The sequence below is a fragment of the Enterobacter sp. FW301-JW81 genome, from assembly GCF_058788735.1.
Genome location: NZ_JBYTBA010000002.1, coordinates 689,405 through 714,530, shown reverse-complemented (window position 1 = coordinate 714,530; position 25,126 = coordinate 689,405). Strand labels below are relative to the sequence as shown.

The window sequence follows — 25,126 nt, the reverse complement described above, 5'->3', positions numbered from 1 at the left end:
AGATTTATTAACGGTGTTATCGGCACTGCCCACAGGAACTTTACATTTGAGAAAGGGAAAAGCGCAGGGTTAAAACGCCACGTCGACAATCAGCGTGTCGGTGTAGGTGCCGGCGGGGGGCGTGGCCTGACTGGTCAGGACTTTTGCGGTGTAGTTGTAGGTGCGCAGTAAACCGTCCGTGCTGACCTGCGACGACGTCGCGCTGGTCCAGCGCTCGGTGCCGCTGCCGCCCCAGCGGTTAGTCGTGGCTTCTTTATAGATGTCGTAGCTCATATAGTTGCTGCCGCTCACCATCCGCCGCACGTTGTTCAGCGCGTTAGCACCATTATTAATGCCGATGGTATAAGTACTGCCTTTGGTACAGGTAACAGCAATCGCCTGCGAGACGGTCGGGAAACTTTGCACCAGCGGCGCGCTGTTAAAGTTCACGTCCGGGGTGGTCATCGCGCTGCAATCGTTGGTAACGGTCATGTTAAGCAGAATAGTGGTCGTTGCAGTTCCCGTCTGGGGATTCGTACACAGGCTTCCCACGCCTAACGCGCAGACGCTGTAGTTGATGCTGAACGTCAACAGTACCTGGTAAGGCCCGGCGGTGACGTTTTGCCCGGCGACGGTGCGAAAATAGAGCGGAATGTTGTACTGCTTTGACCCCAGCAATCCCAGCAGAGTGTTTCCGCTCCAGGTATACGATTTACTTATCTGCACCTCGCTGCTGCTCGCGCAGCCCGATAATCCGCACAGTCGGGTGGGGATAACGTCCGCGATGGCCGCATTATCCGTACGTTTCATGGTCGCGCGACTGCTGCCCGACACCGATGCCGCGGTGTAGTTCAGCGTCACCGAGTCGTTGGTCAGAACGTTGAGCACGGTATCACACGCCACCACCAGCGTGCCGGTCGTTTCCACCTCTCCGGTTCCGCTGAGCGCGAACGACGTGACGCTGCCAAACGACGCATTGACCGTACTGACGGTACATGCCGCCCAGCCGCCGCCGGAGAACAGCAGCAGCACCCACAGCAGCAGGCGCCTCATGGCCCCTCCCGACAAACCAGCGGACCGTAGGTTTCCAGTCTGTGCTCCGGGTTTGCCCCCACGCTCAGGGTGGTCGTGCAGCGCTTCCCGTCAGGCGTTATTACCTCAAGCGGGTTCACATCGCTGAGATTTTCCAGCCAGGCGATGCCGTCATACCCCACCACCGCATTGCTGCGCGAGGTCCTGCGCACCTGGCTGCCCACCGGAATCGCCTGTCCGCGCGCATCATGCAGGATGACGCTGGCGACCCGCTCCTGCTCCATCGGGAAATCAACCAGGTAACCGCTGTGGCGGCGGATCGCAATGCGCCGTTCGGTCTCTTTCAGCTGGGTATCCGCCGGCAGATTCAGGGTATCAATCCGGTAGCTTGCCGGGTAATAGGCCGAGACCCCGCTGACCAGCAGGTAACCGTTGCGGTTTGTTTTCCCGACGGGCTGGTTCTCATAGCTGACGGGCACATCCGGATGGCCGTCGGTACTAATGACCACAAACGCATCGTTGATCTTGTTTGCTGCAAACAGCTCGCCGTCCATCAGCACAACGGAACCCATCGCCTCGCCCCACCAGGTCATCATGTCCCTTTCGCCATAGGCGCCGCCCTGCAGCTCAATGTTGTTGTTGCGCCAGCCCAGCGTGCCCTGCTGATAATCACTGGCTCTCGACTGGTTGGCCCACGCCATGTTCCAGCTAAACCCGCCGTCTGAGGGCATAGAGTGGTTGTAGTTGATCCGCTGGGTACTGCCTGCGTCAGGGGTGTTTTCAACGGTGAAGGCAGCGCTGTCGCGCGCGCCCAGCGGGACCTGCAGCGACAGCGCGACCGTCCAGTCTCCCCGCTGCTGGTCCCGGCTGCCAGCAAGGTAAATACTGCTTGCCCCCCACAGGTTGCGGCTCCAGGAGAGGTTCAGCAGCTCCGTTTTTTGACTGTCAAAGCTCTCAACGCCAATCCAGGCCGCGCCAATGTTGCCGTACTGTCCCAGATTGAAGGTCAGAGAATACTGGTCCGTATTGCGGCTAAAGCTGGCGATGGGTTTGTCGTTTTCGTCATAGACCGTCGGCTGATCGTAGAGAGCGAGGTTGCCAAAACCGCGGCCGCGGCGCGTGTGCTGGGTCGCGACGCTAAACTCGCTGGTGCTGTACTGGTAACCCCAGCTGATTTGCCCGCCCGTATCCCCGCGCATGCGGCTTTGCGAGTAGGCGGTATTCACCACGCCAAGCTGCCCGAGTTTTATTACCGTCCCTGCCCCGCCCAGCGCCAGCTCCTGCGCCCCCTCCGCGTGGCCCTCCAGCGTCAGCCAGTCCGTTACCCCGTAGCGATACGAGCCGCTGCCGGCCGCCGAGCCGTAGTCGAAATTCTTAATGCCGTAATTGCGCCGCAGGCTGCCCAGGGTCACGGCGCCGTCGCTCAGCCCTTGTTTAAGCAAATCACTGGTGACGTAAAACGGCAGCGTGGTGCTCACCTGGCGCCCCAGCGCATCGGTGGTCACCAGCACCGCATTTCCGGCGCCGTTAATATAGGGCAGATTGGTCAGGGTGAAGGGGCCCGGCTGAAGCTGGGTTGAGCCGGAGCGATAGCCGTTGATAAAGAGATCGACCGAGGTGGGTACCGCGGCTTCCCCCGAGAACTCGGGCAGCGGCCACGTCACCAGATCGGGGCGCAGGGAAAAATCCCGCCCGACGCTTACCCCGCCCATCCGCACGCTGGAGCTCCAGCTCAGGGCATCGGAGATCACGTCCCCGACGCTCCAGCTCATCGCGTCCTCTTCATTCGTGAACAGCAGGGTCGTGTCGTAGCGGACATACCCTTCCTGCTGGCCGTGGTTACCGGTGAAATTTTCCCGGGCATAGCCCGTAGAGGAAAACGAGCCGTTCTCATTGAAGTAGCGGAATTCGTGCCAGAGCGAGGCCTGACCGCCGATATGCTCCGTGTGGTTGGTATAGAAATCGTAATTCAGCAGCGCGCCGCGTCCGAAGTGCGGTTTAGTCTGCGCCGTTTGGGCGCTGAAGGGAGTCGCGCGGGCGGTGACCCAGTCGCGGGGAACGGTCAGCAGCAGGCGCTGCGCGGCGCTGTCGTACTCTACCCGCACCCGGGCAAGCGAGGAGAGATTGACCTCTCCGGTTGGCACATGCTCCGGGGGCAGCCCCGCGCGCAGTAAATCGGCGCTGGAGATAAAGAAAGCGCCTTTACGCTGCGTCACCGGCACGACCAGGCCGGTATCGTAGTGGTTCAGCACGAGCGCAAGCTGGAACACCGCCTCGTCGTTTATCGCCTGCGCCTGGGGAGGCGGCGGTAAACTGTCGTCGCCGGGCTCAGCCCAGGCCGCGGAACTGACGCAAAGCAGGATCATCATCGCCGGCTTCAGTTGACGGGGGTCGACTGCCATTGTGCGTCCCTGGCATTAATCTGCGCGCTCATCCGCTCTGGCTGACGAACGCCAGCGGGTATTGGCCAGCTGCGGGTGCTGCCCGGGAGCACGTAACCCAGCAATCCCTCCGCGACCGTGCGTTTCTGCCCACCCTGCTCCAGCGCCACCTGGCTCAGCCTGACGTGGACATCACCCCGGTTTCGGACCTCCAGCGCAGGTTGTCCACCCGCCTGCGTCACCCGCCAGCTCAGGTTTTGGGTCTCCGCCAGCGCGTGATGCGCGCCCTCTTTTATTGTCGGGATCCCCTGCCCATAAACGAACAGAGGAATGGAGTAACGCATCTGTAATTTGAGGCCGATGGTAGGTTCGGCTTTGGCATCCGGCTGGGGGATTTCATCCACAATAATGCGGTAGGCTTGCTCAACGCCTGCGGGAACCGAAGCCTGTTTAATAAGACGAATAAGCTGCTTACTGCCTGTGCCAATCGTGACGATGGGCGGGCTGGCCACCACGTCCTGCTGCGCGGTATAACGCTCGTGCCCGTCCTCCTGCTTCCAGCGCACAATGCGCACCTGCATCGTCGCCGCGCTGTTTCCCTGGTTCTGGATCCACAGTTCCGTGGCTTTGGCGTCTGCCGAAAGCCACGGATCGATAGGCCAGAGCAGAATGGTGGCTGCCGCCTGCGCCTGGCCGGCTGCCGCCATTCCCAACGCGCCCGCCAGACATAGAGGTCTGAAAAACGGCTTCATCGGCACTCTCCCTTTATTACCATGACAAGGTCACAGTGAGCTGATCGGAATACGTTCCTGCCGGGCTAAACCCGGTCAGTAGCGCCACGCCAAAAAGCGGCAGCGCGATGTTATTGCTGTTGGTATAGGTCACCGGTATTGCCTGGTTGACGCCAATTTCGCTGTTCGCGGCCAGCGAGCTGCTGCTGTAGAGCCGGTAACTCACCAGGTCGGCACCGTCCGTGCGCTTCATGCGGCGAACGGATGAATAATTTTGACCGCCGTTAATGCTCATGCTCAGCGCCACGCCTGGCGTACAGGCGATGGATAAGGCCCCGCTTGGCACAAAGCTGGTGCTTACCGGTGCGGTTTCGACGCCGTTATGGCTGCCAAAATCCAGCGTACCGAGCATCCCCCCGCTGCCGGTGGCCACCGCGCATCCCGGTACAATGGTCGCGCTCACTTTGAAGGACTGTGACGTCACCGCGCCGGCCGAGGACGTCATCAGCAATCCGACCACCAGCGCGAAAAAAGGCTGCACGTGTCCCTCTGCGCTTTTGCGCAGACTCGTTATAAATGCCTTCATGGCACTGCCGGACTAATAGGTTACGCTGACGTTTATCGTGTCGGTGTAGGTTCCCGGTACGACCGCTACGCTGTTACCGCCGCCGGTAATACGTCCGTAGAGCGTGTAACTATCGACGCCTCCCGCCGTAGACGCGACAGGCAACGCGGCATTGTTGGCAACAACGTTGTTAAACCCGCTGTCGCTGTAAAGGCTGTATGCCACGCCCTGTGCCGCATTGGCGGTGTTGATCAGATAACGTGCTGGCGTTCCAGGCGTGCCGACAACGGTACCGGGTGCCGTGGAGTTGGTGTTGCCGGTAATCGCCACCGTATAGCTGGCGGTCGTACATTGAATAGTGAAGGTGTTTCCGCCGCTGGCACCGGTTAACTGCGTGGTCAGGGTGGAAAACGTGGCGGGATGGGTGCCGAAATTAAGCGTCCCGAAGTTAATGCCGTTTTGCGTGGGCGATCCGTTTATCAGACAACCGTTGGTCAGCGTCAGCGTCGCGCCGATAGTGCCGCTGCTGGTGACGGCCAGCGCCTGCGGGGCTGTTGTCGCCGTCAATAAAGTTCCTGTGCAGATCACAAGAAGTATTCTTTTCATTTTTCCACCCTCCAGAAGACGTCGCCGTTCCCTTGCCACATTTTATTTCGGCCGTTCAAGATGTTAGCCCCGCTTAACATTCCTCTGAGGGGGTTATTGAGAATTTAGTTTACGGATATCGCTTCGACCACCTGCCCCATGACGTATAAGGCATATGTCTTATTGACTCAATTTTTATATAGATAACAGTAGGTTAAATTCATTCGACCAGAGATTTTATTGTATCCGCAGAGAATATATCCATTGAAGTGTGATCGCGGTCACAATATATCGTCGACGTATAAACAACAAAATTAATAAAAATTAAAAAGGAGTTGTAACCCCCTACACTTTGCGTCAATTTATGTGCCGAATAATTTCCCGCATCGTAATAAAAAATTTATATGTATCGATGCGAGTGGCAACCGAAGCGCATAGAGGGTCTTTTTTCGTGGCAAGTGCAAACAAACTCACACTCTTCATCGTGATATTCATGCTGGCGGGTATTCTTTCAGGGGCAGCAATTCATGAGTATGCATCTGCGGATGCCATCAAAGCCTGGTCGGATAATATTACCCTTCTGACCGATATTTTCCTTCGTCTGATCAAAATGGTCATTGCACCACTGGTCTTCAGCACGCTCACCGTCGGCATCATGAAGCTGGGCGAAACCTCCACCATTGGCCGCGTGGGGGGCAAAGCGATGGTGTGGTTTATCAGCTCTTCCGTGCTCTCGATTCTGGTCGGCCTGTTTATCGTCACCCTGGAGCACCCGGGCAGCGGTCTGAACCTGACAATCCCAACCGAGGCGGTCGATACCGGTCTGGCCGTTGGGGGCATGACGCTGAAAGCGTTCCTGTCCCACACCATTCCAACCAGCATCGCAGGGGCGATGTCGAACAATGAGATCCTGCAGATTGTGGTGTTCTCGATGTTCTTTGGCATCGGCGGCGCATCGCTGGGTCAGAAATTCAACGCACCGCTGGTAGCCGCGCTGGACGTGGTTTCCCATATCATGCTGAAGGTGACGGGTTACGTAATGTACGTTGCGCCGCTGGCCATTTTCGCGGCGATTTCGTCCGTGATTGCCACTCAGGGTCTCGGCATTCTGCTGAACTATGCCTCCTTTATTGGCGGCTACTACGTTGCCATTGTTCTCACCTGCATGGTGCTGCTGGCCGTGGGTTACATGGTATTGAAAAAAGAGGTGTTTCGCCTGGTCAGCATGCTGAAAGACCCGGTGCTGGTGGCGTTTACCACCAGCAGTTCAGAAGCGGCCTATCCAAAAACGCTGGAGCAGCTGGAGCGTTTTGGCTGTTCGCGCAACATTGCCTCTTTCGTTCTGCCGATTGGCTACTCCTTCAACCTGGTGGGGTCGATGGTGTACTGCTCTTTCGCCTCGATGTTTATCGCGCAGGCGTACAATATTCACCTGAGCTTCTCTGAGGTGACGGTTCTGATGCTGACCCTGATGCTGGCCTCCAAAGGGATTGCGGGCGTACCGCGCTCCTCGCTGGTGGTGCTGGCCGCAACGATCCCGAGCTTTAACATTCCGGTAGCCGGCATTCTGCTGCTGATGGGGATCGACCACTTCCTGGATATGGGCCGCTCTGCGATTAACGTGCTGGGGAACGGGATTGCGACCGCGATGCTGTCGCAAAATGAAGGCGCGCGTGAAGCGGAAGCTGAGCTGGTGAAGCAGGAAGCGTAAGTAAAAAAGCCGGGTGGCGGCTTCGCCTTACCCGGCCTACAAATGGCTCGAACACGTAGGCCGGGTAAGCGTTATGATGTAAAAAAGGGTGAGGCCTGATGCCCTCACCCCAGCCCTCTCCCACGGGGAGAGGGAGCAAACACAAAAAACGGCAACCTGGGTTGCCGTTTTGCATTTACCTACGCTACGTGGCTCGCCGCGATATCCAGCAGCGCCATCTCGTCGCTGTTCAGCAGCTTCTCAATGTTCACCAGAATCAGCATACGCTCGCCGAGCGCGCCCAGACCGGTCAGATATTCGGTCGACAGCGTGACCGCAAATTCCGGTGCAGGACGGATTTGATCGGACGTCAGAGAAAGCACGTCAGAGACGCCATCCACCACAATACCCACCACGCGTTGACCCAGATTCAGGACGATCACCACGGTGTTGTCGTTATAGTCAACGTCGCCCTGGCTGAACTTCACGCGCAGATCGACGATAGGGACAATAACGCCGCGCAGGTTGGTGACGCCTTTAATAAAAGCAGGCGTGTTGGCGATGCGGGTAACCTGGTCATAACCACGGATTTCCTGCACTTTCAGGATATCGATGCCGTACTCCTCATCGCCCAAAGTGAATACCAGGAATTCCTGCCCTGATGGCTCGCCCGCCAGTTTCGTTACGTTACTCATACCGGTCATGTTTTTACCTTCTACTTAATCAGGCGGCTGTGTACGCCACACGTTGTTCACGATTTAATCCCTGAAGCGCCGACACGTCGACGATCAGCGCCACGCTACCATCACCCAGAATGGTGGCGGCAGAAATACCCGGCACTTTGCGGTAGTTGCTTTCGAGGTTCTTCACAACAACCTGGTGCTGACCAATCAGCTGATCGACCAGCAGCGCGTAGCGGCGACCCGCACTTTGCAGGATCACAACGATACCCTGCGTGGCCTCCGTCTTCGCCCCGTCCACCTCGAACACTTTCCACAGCTCCACCAGCGGCAGGTACTCGCCGCGCACTTCGAGAACGCGCTCGCCGCCCGCCAGCGGATGCAGATCTTCCTCACGCGGCTGCAGGGATTCCATCACCGCGTTCAGCGGCAGGATAAAGACTTCGTCCGCCACCTTCACCGACATGCCGTCCAGAATCGCCAGCGTCAGCGGCAGCAGGATGCGAATGGTAGTGCCGGAACCCTGTTTAGACTTGATCTCAACGTGGCCGCCCATCTCCTGGATGTTACGTTTCACCACGTCCATGCCCACGCCGCGGCCGGACACGTCGGTCACCTGCTCTGCGGTTGAGAAGCCCGGCGCGAAGATCAGCATGCCCACTTCTTCGTCGGTCATGTTTTCATTGACCGCCATCCCCTGCGAAATGGCTTTTGCCAGGATGCGCTCGCGGTTAAGGCCCGCGCCGTCATCGGTCACTTCGATGCAGATGTTCCCGCCCTGGTGTTCCGCAGAGAGGATCAGATTCCCGACCGGGGATTTTCCAGCGGCAATGCGGTTTTCCGGCAGTTCGATACCGTGGTCGAGGCTGTTACGCACCAGGTGCGTTAACGGGTCGATAATGCGCTCGATCAGGCTCTTATCCAGCTCCGTTGAGCTGCCCATCAGGGTCAGTTCAATCTGTTTATTCAGCTTGCTGGCGAGATCGCGAACCAGGCGCGGGAAGCGGCTGAAGACATATTCCATCGGCATCATACGGATGGACATGACCGATTCCTGCAGATCGCGGGCATTACGCTGCAGCTGACCCATGCTGGTAATCAGGTCGCCATGGGTGACCGGGTCCAGTTCGTTAGAACGCTGGGCCAGCATGGACTGCGTGATGACCAGTTCACCCACCAGGTTAATCAGCTGGTCAACCTTCTCAACCGCAACGCGGATGCTGGTTGACTCGCTGGCGCGCGCGGCAGGTTTTTCACCACGGCCCGGCGCGGCCGCCTCTTTTGGCACCGCTTTTAACGCCGGAGCCGCAGGGGCAACGGCCGGTACCGCAGCCTGAGCGACGACCGCCACCGCTTCCTCAGCCGCCGGGGCTTCAACCGCGGCGGTTTCGGTTTCAAAAGCAATCTGGTCGGCTTCAATCACAAAGCACAGCACCGCCACGATATCGTCCTGGCCAATACCGCCATCAAGCGTCGCGGCAAGGCTGTCTTTGCCTTTGACCACGTTGCTTAACGTCGCCAGGTTACCCAGCTCGTCTTCCAGCAGGTTAACTTCACTCTCTTTCAGGCGTGACAGCACAACGCGCAATTTGCCCGCCGGTGCGTCGGCAGGGGCTGACTCCTGCGCGGCAACCGCATCGACAACGCTCAGTTTTGCGGCCGGAACCACGGCTGCGGCAACTTCACCTTTGGCTTCCAGCGCGAGCTGGCGCAGCGCGTTGCAGATGTATTCAAAGCTGGCGGCGTCAGGCTCTGCCGAACTTTTATAGGCGTCGAGCTGTTCCTGCATAATATCTTTGGTTTCCAAAAACAGGTTGATAATGTCGGTATTGAGCTGCATCTCACCGCGTCGTGCTTCATCAAGCAGGTTTTCCATTAAATGGGTTGTTTCCTGCAGGATTGTAAATCCAAACGTTCCGGCCCCGCCCTTAATGGAATGCGCCGCACGGAAGATGGCATTGAGCTGCTCGGAGTCCGGTGCTTCGGGCACCAAATCGAGTAAGTGTTGCTCCATATCGGCCAACAATTCGTCGGCTTCATCAAAGAATGTCTGGTAAAAATCGCTAATATCCATGCTCACGCTATCACCTCGGATTGGCTGGTGGCGATGTTGGAACGGCAGCCGAAGGAACGGCCCCAGGCTGTTTTAAATCGTCCAGTGACTCATTCTGACTTTCGGCGTTTTCATGCAGGATGGCCTGCTCCGCCTGCTGGTTCAGCACTAAAAGACTGATACGACGGTTGATGGCGTCATCCGGCCCGCGGTCGGAGACCCGCATGGTTGCTGCCATGCCGACCACGCGCAGTACCTTGCCATCATCAAGCCCACCTACCACCAGCTCGCGGCGCGAGGCGTTGGCACGATCGGCAGAAAGCTCCCAGTTGCTGTATCCCTTCTCCCCACTGGCGTACGGGAAATCATCCGTGTGTCCTGACAGGCTGACCCGGTTAGGAATGCCGTTCAGCACCGGGGCAATGGCGCGCAGAATATCGCGCATGTACGGTTCAACTTCCGCACTCCCGGTTTTAAACATCGGGCGGTTCTGGCTATCAATAATCTGAATACGTAACCCTTCCTGCACCAGATCGATTTTCAGGTGCGGGCGCAATGCGCGCAGCTTCGGATCGGCTTCAATCAACTGATCGAGATCGCCGCGCAGTTTCTTCAGGCGCGCCTGTTCCATCTTTCTTTTCAGCTCGTCGATGTTCGGCTCTTTTTTCACCTCACCCTTCTGCTGGGTGTAATCATCGCCCCCACCGGGGATCGGGCTGTCGCTGTTAGAGATACGCGGCCCACCGGACACCGCCGTCGCCAGCGGCGTTCGGAAATATTCGGCAATCTGGATCAGCTCTTTTGGGCTGGAGATGGAGATCAGCCACATCACCAGAAAGAACGCCATCATTGCGGTCATAAAGTCGGCGTAGGCAATTTTCCACGAGCCGTGAGCGCCATGCCCACCGCCCTTGTGCTTGCGTTTTTTTACGATGACGATCGGATGGGACTGGTTTTTCATGCGTCCTCAGTTGTCGTCTGTTGGTTTGGGTTTTTTACCGCGCGCACGTGTTCTTCAAGTTCGATAAACGACGGACGCTCGCTGGAGTAAAGCGTTTTACGGCCAAACTCAACAGCAATCGGTGGCGCGTAACCGTTGAGGTTAGAGAGCAGCGTGATCTTCACGCACTGCATCATTTTGGTGGTTTCCGCGCTCTTCTGGCGCAGCACGCTTGCCAGCGGAGAGATGAAGCCGTACGCCAGCAAAATACCGAGGAAGGTGCCCACCATCGCATGGGCAATCAGCGCACCCAGCTCGGCTGCCGGACGGTCTGCCGAAGCCAGGGCGTGAACCACCCCCATGACCGCAGCAACGATACCGAATGCCGGGAGGGAATCGCCCACCAGCGCCAGGCTGTTGGCTGGCACTTCGGATTCGCTTTCGTGGGTTTCGATCTCTTCGTCCATCAGCGCTTCGATTTCGAAGGTATTCATGTTGCCGCTGATGATCAGTCGCAGATAATCGACGATGAAGTCCAGCATCATGGCATCGGCAAGAATGCGCGGATAGCTGGCAAAAATTTCGCTCTCTTTAGGGTTTTCAATATCCCGTTCAAGAGAGAACATCCCCTGCTGACGCGACTTCGCCATCAGGCGATAGAGCAGTGCCAGCAGATCCATATACATGCTTTTGGTGTATTTCGAACGACGGAACAGCAGTGGAATAGCTTTCAGCGTCCCCTTGATCGATTTACCGTTGTTGCCAACGATAAAAGCCCCTACCCCTGCACCGCCGATGATAATAAGTTCAGCCGGTTGATAGAGTGCTCCAAGGTGCCCGCCGGTCATCATGTAACCGCCGAAAACTGTACCGAGAACTACCAGGTAACCTAATAAGATAAGCACGACATCATCCTTCCGCTAGTGACTATGGCAAGGACGTCCAGCTCGCAGCGTTTACCGTTTGTGGGGTAAAAAAAAGCAGCGGTAATTGCTTACCGCTGCTGGAATCTTGCCCACACGTTCGGGTTAAACAGCTTGTTCGATCTGTTCATCCAGCAGTTGTGGAATAATATCGGCAGCATCCCGGGAAAGTTTACGTCTTTTTACTGCGCGGGATGGAGGCTGACATAAACTACAGGCGAAGCTGCCTGCAGGCTGGTGAGCATGGGTGATGAAATTGCCATCGCAACAGTTGCAGCGCGACAGTTCAAGCATTCCGCTCTCAACAAAACGCACCAGCGTCCATGCGCGGGTCAGCGCCAGCAGAGGACCTTCTTCCTGCTGTGGGCATTGTTCAAGGTAAAGTTTGTACGCTTTGATCACGGCGTCAACGCCGCTACACAAACCGGTTTTGAGAAGATACTGCCAGGCATTACAGAACATGGAAGCGTGAATATTCTGCTCCCACGTCATAAACCAGTCGGTAGAAAACGGCAGCATGCCTTTCGGCGGGGGACTACCACGTAACTCTTTATACAGTTTGATGAGACGGCCACGGCTCAACTGAGTCTCGCTTTCCAGCATTTGTAAACGAGCACCCAGCGTAATCAGCTCCATGGCCAGCTGTATGTCACGCGCTTCCTGAACAATGCTTTTCTCGCTCATTGCTAGGCCCTTTTCTTACGGGCTGCGTCATCAGGCTGGCTGATTTCGTTAAGCAAGCGGGTGGAGAGAAGAATTCCGGTATGGATCTGTTGAAGATCGTCAACACGGGAGTCCTGCGTCAGACGCGTTATTGTCTGCGAATCGTCGAAACGGAACTGGCAAACCAGTTGATTCGTTTCAGCCAGTTTAACCATCTGCGGGAGGGTTAAACCACCCAGCATGGTTGCCATTTCTTCGTTAATACCCAGACGAAACATCGCGGACGCCTTGTCCTGACTAATTAAACGCTGCGCGAGCAGTAAATACGACAAATTGATGTCATAGATATGTTTTAGCAACTCGGATGTATGCATTGTTCCCATCCCGAATAACCAACTATTATTTTTATGCGGAAAGACCGCACCCCGTGATGTCGCCGGGAAATCACCCGGTATAAAAAAGAAAAGGCTAAATGCATAGTTGAATTTAGGTTTGTATTCACTGAAACACGTAAAGATGAAACGCGAGCGCGTCTCTTACATGATTTATCATTTCTTACAAATAACTAAGATTTTTCCTAATTCGACGCAAACTCTACTCGTCAGTTTTGCCACATACAATCCAGCCATCCTCAAATTTAAAAAAAATGTGATCCACGTCACACAATTTAAGTGAATATCATCCATAAATCCATCAGTATGACTTGTAATTTGTTTACTATTTAACCAATCAGCACTGTTTTGTATTCTTAGTTGACGAATACTCATGCGAAAAGGCGATCCGAACTGGCACGTAACGTGCTTTTGCCGCCTTAAGCGATGCGCGGAAACATTCACATCAAGTACCTCTCCTGGGAACATTTTTCTTACCGTGAAAAAACATATAGTTATGCAGGTAGCACAAAAAAGATGTTTCAGTTAGTAATCATTCGAAATGATTTTGTTACGTGTCAAAACCATTTAATGGTGAAAGCGGGAATTTGTGTGATTTACGTTAAGTTGTTAATTTTTTTCATTTAGGCGCATTTTTCAGTTATTCTTCTTATAAGAATAATTAATGAATAATTATGATAAGCTTCACACTAATGTCGTAATCCGCTCTTGCAGAACCGGGCAAATCGCGGTAATGGTGATCAAACGCTGTCTGTCAGACACCTAAGGAGTGCGCCATGAGTTACTCCCATATCCTTGTTTCTGTTGCAGTTTCCCCCGAAAGCCATCAACTCGTTGCCCGGGCCGTTTCCATTGCCAGGCCCCACAATGCCCGCATCAGCCTCATCACTCTCGCGGCCGAGCCAGAGATGTATAATCAGCTGGCTGCCCCGATGCTAGAGGATATTCGTGAGGTTCTTCAGGAGGAAACACAGCAATTTCTGCGAGAGTTAGCTGAAAAGGCGCAATATCCGGTTTCGGAAACCGTTATTGCGACGGGAGAACTCAACGCCCATATTCTCGATATGTGTCGTAAGCACCATATTGATTTAGTGATATGTGGGAATCATAACCACAGCTTTTTATCGCGCGCGGCCTGCGCGGCAAAATCTATTGTCGCGTCAAGCCAGGTTGATGTGCTGTTAGTGCCGCTTGGGGGGCGTTAACCCCCCAGGGTAATATCAGGCTAGTTTAGGAAAGGTCGCGATCTTTTTTTGCAGATCGCCTTCGTGGCTTTGCGGGGCGATATCCCGAAGATCCTCAATAAAGCGCGCCTGCCAGCGATTAATATCGTTCTCGCGGATCGTTTCCATCATTTCAGCATGACGGGAAATACGCTCCGTGAGCGGCATTGTCAGGGCACGATTCAGCGCGTTAGCCACGTCATCCCGATCGTAAGGGTTAACGATAAGCGCCGACGTGAGTTCATTCGCGGCACCGGCAAACTGGGAAAGCACCAGAACGCCCGGATCGGCAGGGTCCTGGGCCGCCACATACTCTTTCGCGACCAGGTTCATCCCGTCACGCAGCGGCGTAACCAGGCCAACGTCCGCATAGCGGAAGACCTTCATCAGGATCTTACGGTCAAAGTGCTGGTTCAGGTAAAAGAGCGGCGTCCAGCCCAGCTGGCCGTAGCGGCCATTGATGCGCCCTGCTTCGGTCTCCAGCTGATGGCGAATATCCTGATAGGCCTGAACCTCACCGCGCGACGTTGGCGCTATCTGGGTATAGCGAATCTTGCCGTGGTGCTGCGGGTATTTATCCAGCAGCGTCTCATACGCCAGGAAGCGTTCCGGCAGCCCTTTAGAATAATCAAGACGCTCTACCGAGAAGATATTTTTCACGTGCTTGAGTTCATTCTTAAGCTGCGCCAGCTTAGGCGGCAGCGGGCCGGAGGCCTGCTCGGCGATTTCGTCGGGTTCAATGCCTATCGGATACACTTCAGTGTGGAAGGTTTTCCCCAACGCCGTATGGGTTTTCCCGCCTTTGGTGACCAGACGCGTTTTACCAGACACGGAGTCAAGGAACGCGAGGCGGTCATTCTCGGTCTGGAAGCCCAGCAAATCGTAATCACACAGTGCCTCCAGCAGCTCTTCGTGCGGCGGCAATGCGGTAAAGATTTCCGGCGTCGGGAACGGGATGTGCAGGAAGAATCCAATCCGGTTATTTACCCCCCTTTTGCGCAGCTCTCTGGCAAACGGCAGCAGGTGGTAATCGTGGATCCATAAAATATCGTCTTCTTCGATTAAAGGCAGCAGTTTATCCGCCAGCAGCGCGTTCACGCGCGAATAGCCTTCGAACGATTCCCGCTGGAATTTGACCAGGTCAAGACGATAGTGGAATGCGGGCCACAGGACGGCATTGGAGAACTGCGAGTAGTACTCGTCATAGTCTTTCTCTTTCAATGCAAATGAAGCCCACGTAATATTTCCGCGCGTCACTTTTTTGAGCGGTTTCTCTTCCTCACTGATTTCCCCACTCCAGCCAAACCACAGCCCGCCAGCGGCTTTTAAGGCACCTAACACCCCTACCGCCAGGCCACCCGCGCTGGCTTTTTTATCATCCGGCGGTGCGATTCGGTTAGAGACGACGACTAAGCGACCCATAATGGTTTCCCCCTTTGCTTTGCGCTATTTGTTGTTGTTGCTGGTTAGCGATGTCAGATATCCATTGCCAGACGCTGGCGACATCCGCCAGCCGCCATTCGGCTACGGTGTCACCAGGCCCCACCTTGACGGCGATCCCTCCGGCCTGATTCACCACGCGAAACCCGGCCTCGTCGGTCAGGTCATCCCCAATGAAAACGGGCGTCCGCCCTTTGAAAGGCGGTGTCGCCATAAACGCGGCAATGGCCGCGCCTTTATTAATCCCTTTCGGCTTTAACTCCACCACGCATTTGCCGGGCTGCAAGGCCAGCTGTGGGTGTGTATCCGCAACCGCCTGAGCCAGCGCAAGCACGGCCTCTTCATGCTGTGGTGCCTGACGATAGTGCAGCGCAAAGGCCATGCCTTTGGCTTCCAGCTCGGTGCCCGGCAGTTCGGCCAGCGCAGCAGAGAGCTGCTTCTGCAGCATTTGCGTGAGTGCGTCGGGGAGTGAAACGATATGCGTGTGATCATGGATGTCGCGGCGCTCCGCTCCGTGTACACCGGCCAGCGGAAAGTGGTAAGGACTGGCGAGCATGTCCAGCTCGGCCATTGAGCGCCCTGATATCAATGCCAGTGCTCCCTCATTCATAAGCGAGAGCTGATGCAAATCCTGTAACACCGCATCCGGAATAGACACCTGATCGGGGTGCGGTTTTATCCCGGCGAGCGTGCCGTCGAGATCAAAAAAGAAAGCATAGTGTCCGGGCAGTACAGGCGGTGCGGTTAACAAGTCAGCCACCCTATTCCTCCTTACGGTTTACTGAGAGGTAAACGCCTTTACCTCTTTCATAGCCATGTAAGTATAGACAGTGTGACGTCGCTCGCCATTTGACAACCGCCCCGCCAGTTTTACTGGCGGGGCGGTTAAGGGGTCAACTAAGGTTATTAGTTGAGCAATAAAAGAGAGGGATTAAAGTTAAACCGTACGCTTCGCTTTTTGCTTGTAACGGTCGAAAATCACGGCTGCGAGCAGGATCAGGCCGCGAACCACGTACTGAGAGAACGGCGAAATATTCAGCAGGTTCATGGCGTTCTCTACCGTCCCTAAAATCAGGATACCGGCCACCACATATGAGATTTTTCCGATGCCGCCCTTGAGGGAAACACCCCCTAAAACGCAGGCCGAAATGACAATCAGCTCATAACCGATGGAGGTCATTGGCTGGCCGCTGGTCATACGCGAAGCCAGAATAATCCCCGCGGCGGCAGAAACCAGCCCTGAGAGCACAAAGATAATAATCTTGGTTCGCACGACCGGCACGCCGGCCAGACGAGCGGCCTCTTCATTACCGCCAATCGCCAGCGTGTTACGGCCAAAGGTGGTCCGGTTCAGCAGGAAACCGAACAGGATCAGGCAGGCCACGGTCAGCCAGATAGGCGCAGGCAGGCCCAGCCAGTTGGCGTAACCCAGGGTAAAGAAGCGCTCGTCTTCAATCCCCACCGCTTTACCGTCGGAGATGATATAGGCCAGACCGCGGACGATTTGCATCGTCGCAAGCGTGGTGATCAGGGCGTTAATCTTCAGGCGGGCGATAACAAAACCGTTCACCAGACCGCTGATGACGCCGAGTAACAGACCGGCCAGGACGCCAATCCACAGGCTCTCGGTCATATTGATCACCACTGCCGTCGTGACGCCCGCGCAGGCAATCACCGACGCCACCGACAGGTCAAAATCGCCGGAGGCCAGGCAGAACAGCATTCCGCAGGCCACCATCCCGGACATGGAAATGGCCAACCCCAGCCCCTTCATATTAATGAAGGTGGCAAAATTCGGGACAAAGATCGCACAGGCGAGGAAGAGTGCGGCAAAGACCACCAGCATGCCGTACTGATCCCAGATACGCCCAAAACTCAACGCCGACTTCGACTTCGGCACTCCGGATGTAGTAACAGAGGACATCATTAACTCCTTACTCAGGCGACAGCCTGGCTGACTTTAGGCATGGCGAGATTCAACGCCTGTTGTTCATTCGCCTGTTCATGAAGCAATTCACCGGCAATTTCACCTTCACGCATCACCACAATGCGGTCGGCCACGCCAAGCACCTCCGGCAGATCGCTGGAGGCGAAGAGCACCGCCACGCCGCGTTTTGCCAGCTCGTAGATCACGTTATAAATCTCGTGTTTTGCCCCCACATCAATACCGCGCGTCGGCTCGTCCAGCAAAATGACCTTCATATCCTCTGACAGCCAGCGGCCCAAAATGGCCTTCTGCTGGTTGCCGCCGGAAAGATTCATGATCAGCTGTTCCGGTCCCGGCGTTTTGATATTCAGGGAACGAATATGGTGGTCGGCGTTGCTCGACTCCCAGCTATCGTTTATCAGGCAGCCTACATGAATAAACTTGCGGCGGGCGGAAATATTGATGTTGTCGCGCACCGAGTGCACCGGAATAATCCCCTCGGCTTTCCGGTCTTCCGGGCAGAGCATCATCCCCGCCCTGATCGCGTGGGCCGGTTTCTGGATATCTACCCGCTCGCCGTCAATGGAGACCTGCCCCTCGGTAATGCGGGTACCGCCGAACAGGCCTTTCATTAATTCGCTGCGTCCCGCGCCCACCAGGCCAAACAGTCCGACAATTTCGCCGCTGCGCACGGATAACGACACAGGCGTACGTACGCCCGGCGCTTTGACGCTGTCCAGACGCAGGCGTTCTGGCCCGTACGCCCGCGGCTGCCAGTGATAAATATCACCGAGCTCGCGCCCGACCATCGCCTGAACAAGCTGGTCGTGGTTAACCTGCGCCATGTCGGTAAAGGTGCGCACATAGCGGCCATCTTTAAACACGGTGATGGCGTCGCTCAGGGCAAATATCTCTTCCATACGGTGTGATACATACAAAATCGTACGGCCTTCCTGACGCAGCTCGCGGATCACGCGGAACAAATTGTCGATTTCACGCGCGGAGAGCGAACTGGTGGGCTCATCGAAGGCAATCACTCTGGCGTTACGCGCCAGCGCCTTGGCAATTTCAACCATCTGCCACTGGCCGATGGAGAGATATTTCAGCGGCGCCTGGGGATCGACGTCCAGACCCAGGTGTTTTAGCTGCAGCCCCGCTTCATAATTAAGTAGCGAACGATTCACCACGCCGCCTTTATGCGGAAGCTGCCCTAAATAGATGTTTTCCGCCACGGTCATCTCAGGGATGAGGTGCAGCTCCTGATAGATAATGGCTACCCCGGCATTGAGCGCCGCCGTGGTATCGGCAAAGGCCATCTCTTCGCCGCGAATAGCGAGCGTGCCGGTCGTGGGCGCGTAGTTGCCGCTGAGGATTTTTAACAGCGTGGATTTTCCCGCACCGTTTTCCCCCATCAGGGCGTGAACCTGGCCGGCATAGCAGTCGAAGCTGATATCGGTCAGCGCGTTAACACCGGGGAAGGTTTTCCCGATGCCGCGAAATGAGAGATACGGATCAGACTGTCGCATAACGTCTCCGTGATTCCTGTAGTGTGTACGTCTGGCCCCTCACGATGCGTGAGGGGCACAATCACAGCGTATTACTTACCGCCCAGTCCTTTTTTCGCCAGCTCCTCTTTGAAGTTGTCGCGGGTGATCAGCACCACGTCGGTCACTTCGGTAAATTTCGGCGGTTCCGCCCCTTTGGTCACCCAGTTGTAAAGCATCTCGCTGGATTTGTAGCCGTGAACGTCCGGGCTTGGCAGCAGAGAGCCGTAGAAGCCAGTGGCCTGCGCTTTGGACAGCTCGCTGACGGCGTCAACGCCGTTGATGCCGATCCCGATGACGTCAGGCGCTTTGAAGCCCTGGCCTTCCGTCGCGCGTACTCCGCCCAGCACGGTGTTGTCGTTCATGCCGACCACCAGCCAGTGTTTCACCTCCGGATGCTGAACCAGCATGGAGTTTGCGGCGTCAAAAGCGCCCGGGATATCGTTAGACTTGGTTGGGACTTTGTAGATCTGTTTTTCCGGGAAGCCGGCCGCTTTCAGCGCGTCCATTGAACCGGTAGTACGACGGCGTGCGGTGTCCAGCTCATCCGCGGTGATGGCCATAACCGCAGTTTCTTTGACATCCCAGCCGCGCTTTTGCATCTCTTTATAGAGTTCCTGGCCCTGGCGTTCGCCGATTTTGGTCGCCGCCATCATCACCAGCGGAACGCTGTCCATTGGCTTGCCTTTGGCGTTGACGAACTGATCGTCAACGGCAATGACTTTCATGTCGTAACCGCGGGCTTTCGCCGCGATGGCCGAACCGAGCTTTGGATCCGGAGTACAGATAACGAAACCTTTCGCACCGCTGGCCGCCAGGCTGTCGATAGCGTTCAGGGTTTTCTCACCGTCAGGCACGGCGATTTTAATCACTTCAAAACCTAAATCTTTCCCGGCTTTATCAGCGAATTTCCACTCGGTCTGGAACCAGGGTTCTTCGGGCTGTTTTACCAAAAAACCGAGTTTTAAATTCTCAGCGATAGCGGATTGTGACATAACGGCAGCCAGACCGATGGCCGCCAGCGCTTTAGTAAATTTGTGCATGGTAAACTCCAGCTTTAGCATTCTTTTCTGTAGGGAATATTTGCGTGCTTCTAATTTAATCGGACTTAAAACAAGGCATTAGCGCTTACCTCGTCATAAGCGTTATTGCTGGTGATAGTTTTAGCGGGAAATTAATCATCCATAAGAGAGCCCCATCACACCGCAGAATTACAGTAATTGCGTACATAAATTCAGCGAAAAATGACATAAAAAAGGCAGGATTTGTCTGACAAATAAAAAGAGGTTAAGCAGAATTATCCATAAGATTAGCTAAGAAATCCCTGATGCCCTGCGGCGGGCAAAATGGCACCCATTCCTAAAAAGCATTGAGCAGGTGTTTCATCACGAAAGCATAACGAACCTGAAAAACCGTTATTTCGCAGAAATTGATTTAGCGCAAATTTACTAAAACATCATATATTCAAATTAATAAATGCGTATTTCTCTTTTTCGCCGAGGATTATTCCACCTAAATAATTCCGAAAGAGTAACAATGTACACACCCAATGAAAAACATTAGTTATCAAAGAATTAAGAAATACTTAATTCATGGCGAACTAATTGCATTTCTGTACTATATTAAACTTTGTAATGTATGGTAAACACAGCCTAATTAAGAGTTTTCTTAGACCACAGACAAGGGTATGCTTATTTATATCGAACACAGGAAGTGTATTTCGGTCGACTTAGGTCACTGCAGGAATTGTATTTCTGCCTTTTTCTTCGCATTTGCCTGGTGCTCAGGTTAAGCAACGGACATCACGTCCCACAGTCAATAAGGATATGAGTATGGCTACCCAAACGATGATGCAAAAACTTAACGCGCAGATGAACCTTGAGTTCTACGCCTCGAATCTGCACCTTCACTTAAGCGCATGGTGCGCCGAGAATAGCCTTACGGGCTCTGCCACATTCTTTCGCTCTCAGGCGCAAAGTAACGTCACTCACATGATGCGCGTCTTTAACTTCCTTAAGGCCTCAGGAGCAAATCCTGTCGTTAAAGCCCTTGATGGAATTAATGAAAGCTACTCCTCTCTGGAAGAGCTGTTCCAGAAAACGCTTGAAGAGTATGAACAACGCTGCAGCACGCTCAGCAAACTGGCCGATGAAGCCAGAGCGCAGCAGGACATGACCACCCTCACGTTCTTACGTGATATGGACAAAGAGCAGCAGCAGGACGGCATACTGCTGAAGACGCTGGCGGATGAGATTCATCATGCGCAGCAGGCGGGTTTATGCCCTGAGCAAACCGACCGTCATCTGCTCGACATTGTGGCGGTACAGCACCACTGAGTTTTTAATCTGCTCCAACGGGGCTGAGGGTTTCCCAGGAATTTATTAACCTGAAGCGATGAATTTTGTATCAGGCAAGTGAATAACTTACAGCGATGTCCTGGTCCGGCTGTAAATCGCCGAAGCGTTTCCGTAAGGCCGGGGCGAGGCGCAGGGATGCGCCGAGAGGGCGTGGCCTGCAGGGATGCAGGCTCATGCCCGACCCGATAGCCTGAAGGAATAAGCTGAGGGCACCGCGAAGCGGCGATTTACCGCCGGGAGCCCGGGTCGCCAGGGCGGTGGCGATTGAGCCACCCTGGCACGTTCACAGGTCATGCCGTTACAGAGTAGCAAGGAACATAAAGTGAACGGAATGACCACCAGAGCCGTATGTTCCCCCTCACCCCAGCCCTCTCCCTCAAGGGAGAGGGGGCCGTCGGAGCAGGCATTATTTTATGGGGATCCCTCAACCCACCGGAGGCTGGACTCCCTTCCCTATCTCCAACCTCCTGCTTTTGCTGAAATTTAACAAATCAGATCTTGCTCCCAATGATTAACCCTACAACGTGTAATGATTTATTTAATTACATAATCATTGACGAGGGAGCATCATGATCACCATTGAGTTTGTTGTCATTCTCCTCTGCCTGCTGACGGGTACACGTTTCGGCGGGATGGGGCTTGGGTTAATAAGCGGTATTGGTCTTTTTATTTTATGTTTTGTCTTTGGCCTGCAGCCAGGCAAGCCGCCGGTCGACGTTATGCTGACTATTCTCGCGGTGATTGGCTGCGCGGCTACCCTGCAAACGGCGGGCGGCCTCAACGTCATGATGCAGTTTGCCGAACGTCTGCTGCGCAAACACCCGCAGCACATCACCCTGCTCGCCCCGTTCACCACCTGGATGCTGACCTTCCTGTGCGGGACAGGGCACGTGGTGTACACCATGTTCCCCATCATTGCAGATATCGCGCTGAAAAAAGGGATCCGCCCGGAGCGCCCAATGGCCGTGGCATCGGTGGCATCGCAGATGGCGATTACGGCCTCCCCCGTTTCCGTTGCCGTCGTGTCGCTGGTCTCCATCCTGGCGGCCCAGCATGGGATCGGTCACGCGTGGGGGATACTTGAAATACTCGCCGTGTCGGTTCCCGCTTCACTGTTCGGCGTGGCCATTGCGGCCCTGTGGAGCTTGCGCCGCGGAAAAGACCTGGCTGACGACACAGAGTTTCAGGAAAAGCTGAAAGATCCAAAGCAGCGCGAGTTTATCTATGGCGGAACGGAGACGTTAATGGATCAACGCTTCCCAAAACAGGCCTACTGGTCCACGTGGATTTTCTTTGCCGGTATTGCCGTGGTCGTTCTGCTGGGGGCATTTCCTGAACTGCGCCCCGCCTTTGAACTGAAAGGCAAAATGACGGCGCTGTCGATGAACCTTGTCATCCAGATGATGATGCTGATTGCGGGCGCCGTGATGCTGATGGCCTGCAGGGTCAATGCGTCCGCGATTTCTAACGGCGCGGTATTCAAGGCTGGAATGGTCGCGATCTTCTCGGTGTTCGGCGTGGCGTGGATGAGCGATACCTTTTTCCAGGCGCATCTCGACGAGCTAAAGCTGGCGCTGGAAGGCGTGGTGAAAAGCCACCCGTGGACGTATGCGATTGTCCTGTTTCTGGTGTCTAAACTGGTGAACAGCCAGGCGGCTGCGCTGACGGCCGTTGCGCCGATGGGCCTTATGCTGGGTATCGATCCGAAAATGCTGATCGCCTTTTTCCCGGCCTCATACGGCTATTTTGTCCTGCCGACCTATCCGAGCGATTTGGCCTGCATCGGCTTTGACCGTTCAGGCACCACCCGCATCGGCAAATTTATCATCAACCACAGCTTTATTTTGCCGGGGCTGATTGGGGTAAGCTGCGCGTGCGCGGCGAGCTACCTGCTGGTCCAGACGTTCTTTTAGCGGCATCAACGGGCGACACGTGCCGTCGCCCATTTCCCGCGTTAGTGGGACTCACCCTGCGGCGTGAATCGCAGCTCAATCAGCGCGATGGCTTTCTGGATCGCACGAAGCGTAACCGGGTCAGCGGCAGCAGGATGGCTGGCGAAATCGATGTTTTTCAGCTGCGTAGACATCTTCTCGCGCACTTCAACCGGCGCAATCACGTCCAGAACATCAAGGATTTGTTTGATAACCAGCTGGCATGCAACAACGTCAGACACCAGCTCCTGATCGGCGCTCAGGTTTTGTGACATGGGGCGTTCTCCTTATTTAAAGGCGGCCATAGTAGCAAAACGCAGCCCCTTTCATCTCCCCTTCGTCGTCTGCAGAGACAAAAAAACCTGCCGAAGCAGGTTTTTTTATCAGAACATGGCGCCCGGCGGCACGTCTTTGAACGTGCGGCAGTAATTGGCCCACATGCTTTTCAGGATTTTGCGCAGTTTCACGATGAGGCTCCATTAACTTGTTATACAACTTTATTATCAACGTGCCTATAATATGACCACTATCACAAAAATCAATATTTTTGTGACATTCATCACAATTTTTCTCAGGGTGTAGCCTGAAAGCGTTCATCTCTGACCCGTTGCAAAGAGTGAGGGCAGAATGTCCGGCTATTCCAGGCATTGCAGCGGGCATCTGCGGGTACGATATCGTATTTCCATCCACTCAGAGCGAACCATGAAAAGAGTCATTGTAGCCGGCATGCTCCTGCTGCTCGCAGGATGCAGTATTAACCGCCAGGCTGAAGTCAGCAGCCTCGACGCGCCGAACGGCATCGTCCGCCTCGACTACGGCCAGGCAGTGCTGCAAAATGCGTATTCCGATGAGTATGTGAATAACGGAACGGCGGCAAAAGCGTGTCAGAGTATGGGGTATGCCACAGCATCAGCCTATGGTCAGCCCATTAAAACCTGCACCCTGACCAGCGGCGCGTTGTGTCTGAACGAGAGCGTGACCATCCAGTATAAATGTATGGGGTACGCCGTTAACCCTAAGTCAAATAATCCGTGGTATTGATCGAGGCTGCCAGCGCTTGCTGGCACTTTATACCCGTCATACTTCACGTTGCCTGTGCGTTGGCTGCACTCGTTCACCCCGGTCACTTACTTATGTAAGCTCCCGGGGATTCACTCCCTTGCCGCCTGCATGCAACCTGAATTATTTAGGGTATATTTATTACGAACAAAAACAATTCTCATTAATATATATAAATATCGCCAATGCGTTTTATTCCCATTCGTATTTTAAATAAAGAAATAAATATTTTACGTTTTGCAAATAATTAAATAACAAATTATAGTGTCGCTCATTGTGAACCAGAAATAATAAACCGGAGCGCCACCATGCTGAAAACTGAAATGATCGACAAGCTCAACGCACAAATGAACCTTGAGCTTTTTTCGTCTCTCCTCTACCAGCAGATGAGCGCCTGGTGCAGCTACCACAGCTTCGAAGGCGCAGCCGCGTTTCTGCGTCGTCACGCTCAGGAAGAGATGACCCACATGCAGCGTCTGTTTGATTATCTGACAGATACGGGCAGCCTGCCGCGCATTGAAACCGTGACATCCCCTTTTGCTGAATATAATTCTCTCGATGAACTGTTCCGCGCCACCTACGAGCACGAGCAGCTGATCACGCAGAAAATTAACGAACTGGTTCATGCCGCTATGACCAGCCAGGATTATCCAACCTTTAATTTCCTGCAGTGGTACGTCGCAGAACAGCACGAAGAAGAGAAGCTGTTTAAATCCGTTCTGGATAAATTATCTCTGGTCGGTAAATCAGGCGAAGGTCTTTACTTTATTGATAAAGAACTTTCCACTCTCGACACGCAGAATTAATATCAATGCGGTGCTGGTTTCCGGCACCGCGTTAATTTACCTTCCCCCCGCATCAAAACCCGCATTTTTCCCTGAACGCCTTGTTTACGTCACGCCTGACCTTCGCCCCACGTCGGACTGGCGGCAGCGCAATGCGTAAACCTTACATTACACCCCTTGTAACGGTGGTTTGACGAATTGCCGCTTTTCCCTTACTCTGCGCCGCAGATTTTGTCGCGATGTAGA

At 54.7% G+C, this 25,126-nt stretch carries 24 protein-coding genes; 6 read left to right on the top strand and 18 right to left on the bottom strand.

What is annotated here, in order from left to right:
- Positions 1 to 69: 69 nt before the first annotated feature.
- The 5 genes from AC3WOK_RS10320 to AC3WOK_RS10300 are packed head-to-tail and all read right to left on the bottom strand — an operon-like array spanning position 70 to position 5,294.
- The gene (locus AC3WOK_RS10320; RefSeq protein ID WP_059312729.1) at positions 70 to 1,032 is read right to left on the bottom strand and encodes a Csu type fimbrial protein; all 963 of its coding nucleotides are present in this window, start codon (positions 1,030 to 1,032) and stop codon (positions 70 to 72) included.
- Positions 1,029 to 3,413: a fimbria/pilus outer membrane usher protein gene (locus AC3WOK_RS10315; RefSeq protein WP_492354471.1), complete on the bottom strand. Its 2,385-nt coding sequence runs from the start codon at positions 3,411 to 3,413 to the stop codon at positions 1,029 to 1,031. The genes AC3WOK_RS10320 and AC3WOK_RS10315 overlap by 4 nt, the downstream gene beginning before the upstream one ends.
- Entirely contained in the window at positions 3,389 to 4,144 is a 756-nt protein-coding gene (locus AC3WOK_RS10310) for a fimbrial biogenesis chaperone (RefSeq protein ID WP_063957578.1), read from the bottom strand. The genes AC3WOK_RS10315 and AC3WOK_RS10310 overlap by 25 nt, the downstream gene beginning before the upstream one ends.
- A gap of 16 nt (positions 4,145 to 4,160) precedes the next feature.
- Positions 4,161 to 4,709 carry a Csu type fimbrial protein gene (locus AC3WOK_RS10305; RefSeq protein ID WP_492354470.1) on the bottom strand — a complete coding sequence of 183 codons (549 nt, stop codon included), beginning with the start codon at positions 4,707 to 4,709 and terminating at the stop codon, positions 4,161 to 4,163.
- Positions 4,710 to 4,721: 12 nt separating this feature from the next.
- Positions 4,722 to 5,294 (bottom strand): Csu type fimbrial protein, encoded by a 573-nt coding sequence (locus AC3WOK_RS10300; RefSeq protein ID WP_047345954.1) that lies wholly within the window; start codon positions 5,292 to 5,294, stop codon positions 4,722 to 4,724.
- Positions 5,295 to 5,724: 430 nt separating this feature from the next.
- Here AC3WOK_RS10300 and AC3WOK_RS10295 point away from each other — a divergent pair, with 430 nt between their 5' ends.
- Positions 5,725 to 6,984 carry a dicarboxylate/amino acid:cation symporter gene (locus AC3WOK_RS10295; protein ID WP_063957579.1) on the top strand — a complete coding sequence of 420 codons (1,260 nt, stop codon included), beginning with the start codon at positions 5,725 to 5,727 and terminating at the stop codon, positions 6,982 to 6,984.
- A gap of 179 nt (positions 6,985 to 7,163) precedes the next feature.
- On the opposite strand, the gene cheW is transcribed toward AC3WOK_RS10295, so the two are convergent.
- From cheW to flhD, 6 genes are all read right to left on the bottom strand, one after another.
- Complete coding sequence (gene cheW, locus AC3WOK_RS10290; protein ID WP_008500420.1) at positions 7,164 to 7,667, bottom strand: chemotaxis protein CheW; 504 nt, start codon at positions 7,665 to 7,667, stop codon at positions 7,164 to 7,166.
- Between the two features lie 19 nt (positions 7,668 to 7,686).
- Complete coding sequence (gene cheA / locus AC3WOK_RS10285; RefSeq protein WP_059312724.1) at positions 7,687 to 9,723, bottom strand: chemotaxis protein CheA; 2,037 nt, start codon at positions 9,721 to 9,723, stop codon at positions 7,687 to 7,689.
- Between the two features lie 4 nt (positions 9,724 to 9,727).
- Positions 9,728 to 10,657, bottom strand: coding sequence for a flagellar motor protein MotB (gene motB, locus AC3WOK_RS10280; RefSeq protein ID WP_047345957.1), 930 nt, complete (start codon positions 10,655 to 10,657; stop codon positions 9,728 to 9,730).
- Complete coding sequence (motA, locus tag AC3WOK_RS10275; RefSeq protein ID WP_008500417.1) at positions 10,654 to 11,541, bottom strand: flagellar motor stator protein MotA; 888 nt, start codon at positions 11,539 to 11,541, stop codon at positions 10,654 to 10,656. Before motA ends, motB begins: the two co-directional genes overlap by 4 nt.
- Before the next feature lie 123 nt (positions 11,542 to 11,664).
- The gene (gene flhC, locus AC3WOK_RS10270) at positions 11,665 to 12,243 is read right to left on the bottom strand and encodes a flagellar transcriptional regulator FlhC (protein ID WP_013096051.1); all 579 of its coding nucleotides are present in this window, start codon (positions 12,241 to 12,243) and stop codon (positions 11,665 to 11,667) included.
- A 2-nt stretch (positions 12,244 to 12,245) separates the two neighbouring features.
- A complete protein-coding gene (gene flhD / locus AC3WOK_RS10265; protein ID WP_023336137.1) occupies positions 12,246 to 12,596 on the bottom strand; it encodes a flagellar transcriptional regulator FlhD in 351 nt (116 codons plus the stop codon).
- Between the two features lie 794 nt (positions 12,597 to 13,390).
- On the opposite strand from flhD, the gene uspC reads away from it, so the two are divergent.
- Positions 13,391 to 13,819: a universal stress protein UspC gene (uspC, locus tag AC3WOK_RS10260; RefSeq protein ID WP_059312723.1), complete on the top strand. Its 429-nt coding sequence runs from the start codon at positions 13,391 to 13,393 to the stop codon at positions 13,817 to 13,819.
- Between the two features lie 15 nt (positions 13,820 to 13,834).
- Here uspC and otsA read toward each other — a convergent pair whose 3' ends face one another.
- The 5 genes from otsA to araF form a co-directional block, all read right to left on the bottom strand.
- A complete protein-coding gene (gene otsA, locus AC3WOK_RS10255) occupies positions 13,835 to 15,259 on the bottom strand; it encodes an alpha,alpha-trehalose-phosphate synthase (protein WP_492354469.1) in 1,425 nt (474 codons plus the stop codon).
- Positions 15,234 to 16,037 (bottom strand): trehalose-phosphatase, encoded by an 804-nt coding sequence (gene otsB, locus AC3WOK_RS10250; RefSeq protein ID WP_447855885.1) that lies wholly within the window; start codon positions 16,035 to 16,037, stop codon positions 15,234 to 15,236. The genes otsA and otsB overlap by 26 nt, the downstream gene beginning before the upstream one ends.
- Before the next feature lie 177 nt (positions 16,038 to 16,214).
- The gene (gene araH, locus AC3WOK_RS10245) at positions 16,215 to 17,201 is read right to left on the bottom strand and encodes an L-arabinose ABC transporter permease AraH (RefSeq protein ID WP_023336141.1); all 987 of its coding nucleotides are present in this window, start codon (positions 17,199 to 17,201) and stop codon (positions 16,215 to 16,217) included.
- A gap of 14 nt (positions 17,202 to 17,215) precedes the next feature.
- Complete coding sequence (gene araG / locus AC3WOK_RS10240) at positions 17,216 to 18,730, bottom strand: L-arabinose ABC transporter ATP-binding protein AraG (protein WP_492354468.1); 1,515 nt, start codon at positions 18,728 to 18,730, stop codon at positions 17,216 to 17,218.
- A 71-nt stretch (positions 18,731 to 18,801) separates the two neighbouring features.
- On the bottom strand, positions 18,802 to 19,791 hold the full coding sequence (gene araF / locus AC3WOK_RS10235; RefSeq protein WP_008500409.1) for an arabinose ABC transporter substrate-binding protein AraF: 990 nt from the start codon (positions 19,789 to 19,791) through the stop codon (positions 18,802 to 18,804).
- Positions 19,792 to 20,580: 789 nt separating this feature from the next.
- Here araF and AC3WOK_RS10230 point away from each other — a divergent pair.
- Positions 20,581 to 21,084, top strand: coding sequence for a non-heme ferritin-like protein (locus AC3WOK_RS10230; protein WP_492354467.1), 504 nt, complete (start codon positions 20,581 to 20,583; stop codon positions 21,082 to 21,084).
- A gap of 590 nt (positions 21,085 to 21,674) precedes the next feature.
- On the top strand, positions 21,675 to 23,018 hold the full coding sequence (locus AC3WOK_RS10225; RefSeq protein ID WP_059312430.1) for an anaerobic C4-dicarboxylate transporter: 1,344 nt from the start codon (positions 21,675 to 21,677) through the stop codon (positions 23,016 to 23,018).
- A gap of 41 nt (positions 23,019 to 23,059) precedes the next feature.
- Here the strand turns inward: AC3WOK_RS10225 and AC3WOK_RS10220 are convergent, their stop codons facing one another.
- Positions 23,060 to 23,311: a DUF2766 family protein gene (locus AC3WOK_RS10220; RefSeq protein ID WP_008500405.1), complete on the bottom strand. Its 252-nt coding sequence runs from the start codon at positions 23,309 to 23,311 to the stop codon at positions 23,060 to 23,062.
- Between the two features lie 108 nt (positions 23,312 to 23,419).
- Positions 23,420 to 23,503, bottom strand: coding sequence for a stress response protein AzuC (azuC, locus tag AC3WOK_RS10215; RefSeq protein ID WP_014884364.1), 84 nt, complete (start codon positions 23,501 to 23,503; stop codon positions 23,420 to 23,422).
- Between the two features lie 235 nt (positions 23,504 to 23,738).
- Here azuC and yecR point away from each other — a divergent pair, with 235 nt between their 5' ends.
- Positions 23,739 to 24,077, top strand: coding sequence for a YecR family lipoprotein (yecR, locus tag AC3WOK_RS10210; RefSeq protein ID WP_447855887.1), 339 nt, complete (start codon positions 23,739 to 23,741; stop codon positions 24,075 to 24,077).
- Between the two features lie 326 nt (positions 24,078 to 24,403).
- Positions 24,404 to 24,901, top strand: coding sequence for a non-heme ferritin (gene ftnA, locus AC3WOK_RS10205; RefSeq protein WP_023336146.1), 498 nt, complete (start codon positions 24,404 to 24,406; stop codon positions 24,899 to 24,901).
- Positions 24,902 to 25,126: the final 225 nt, after the last annotated feature.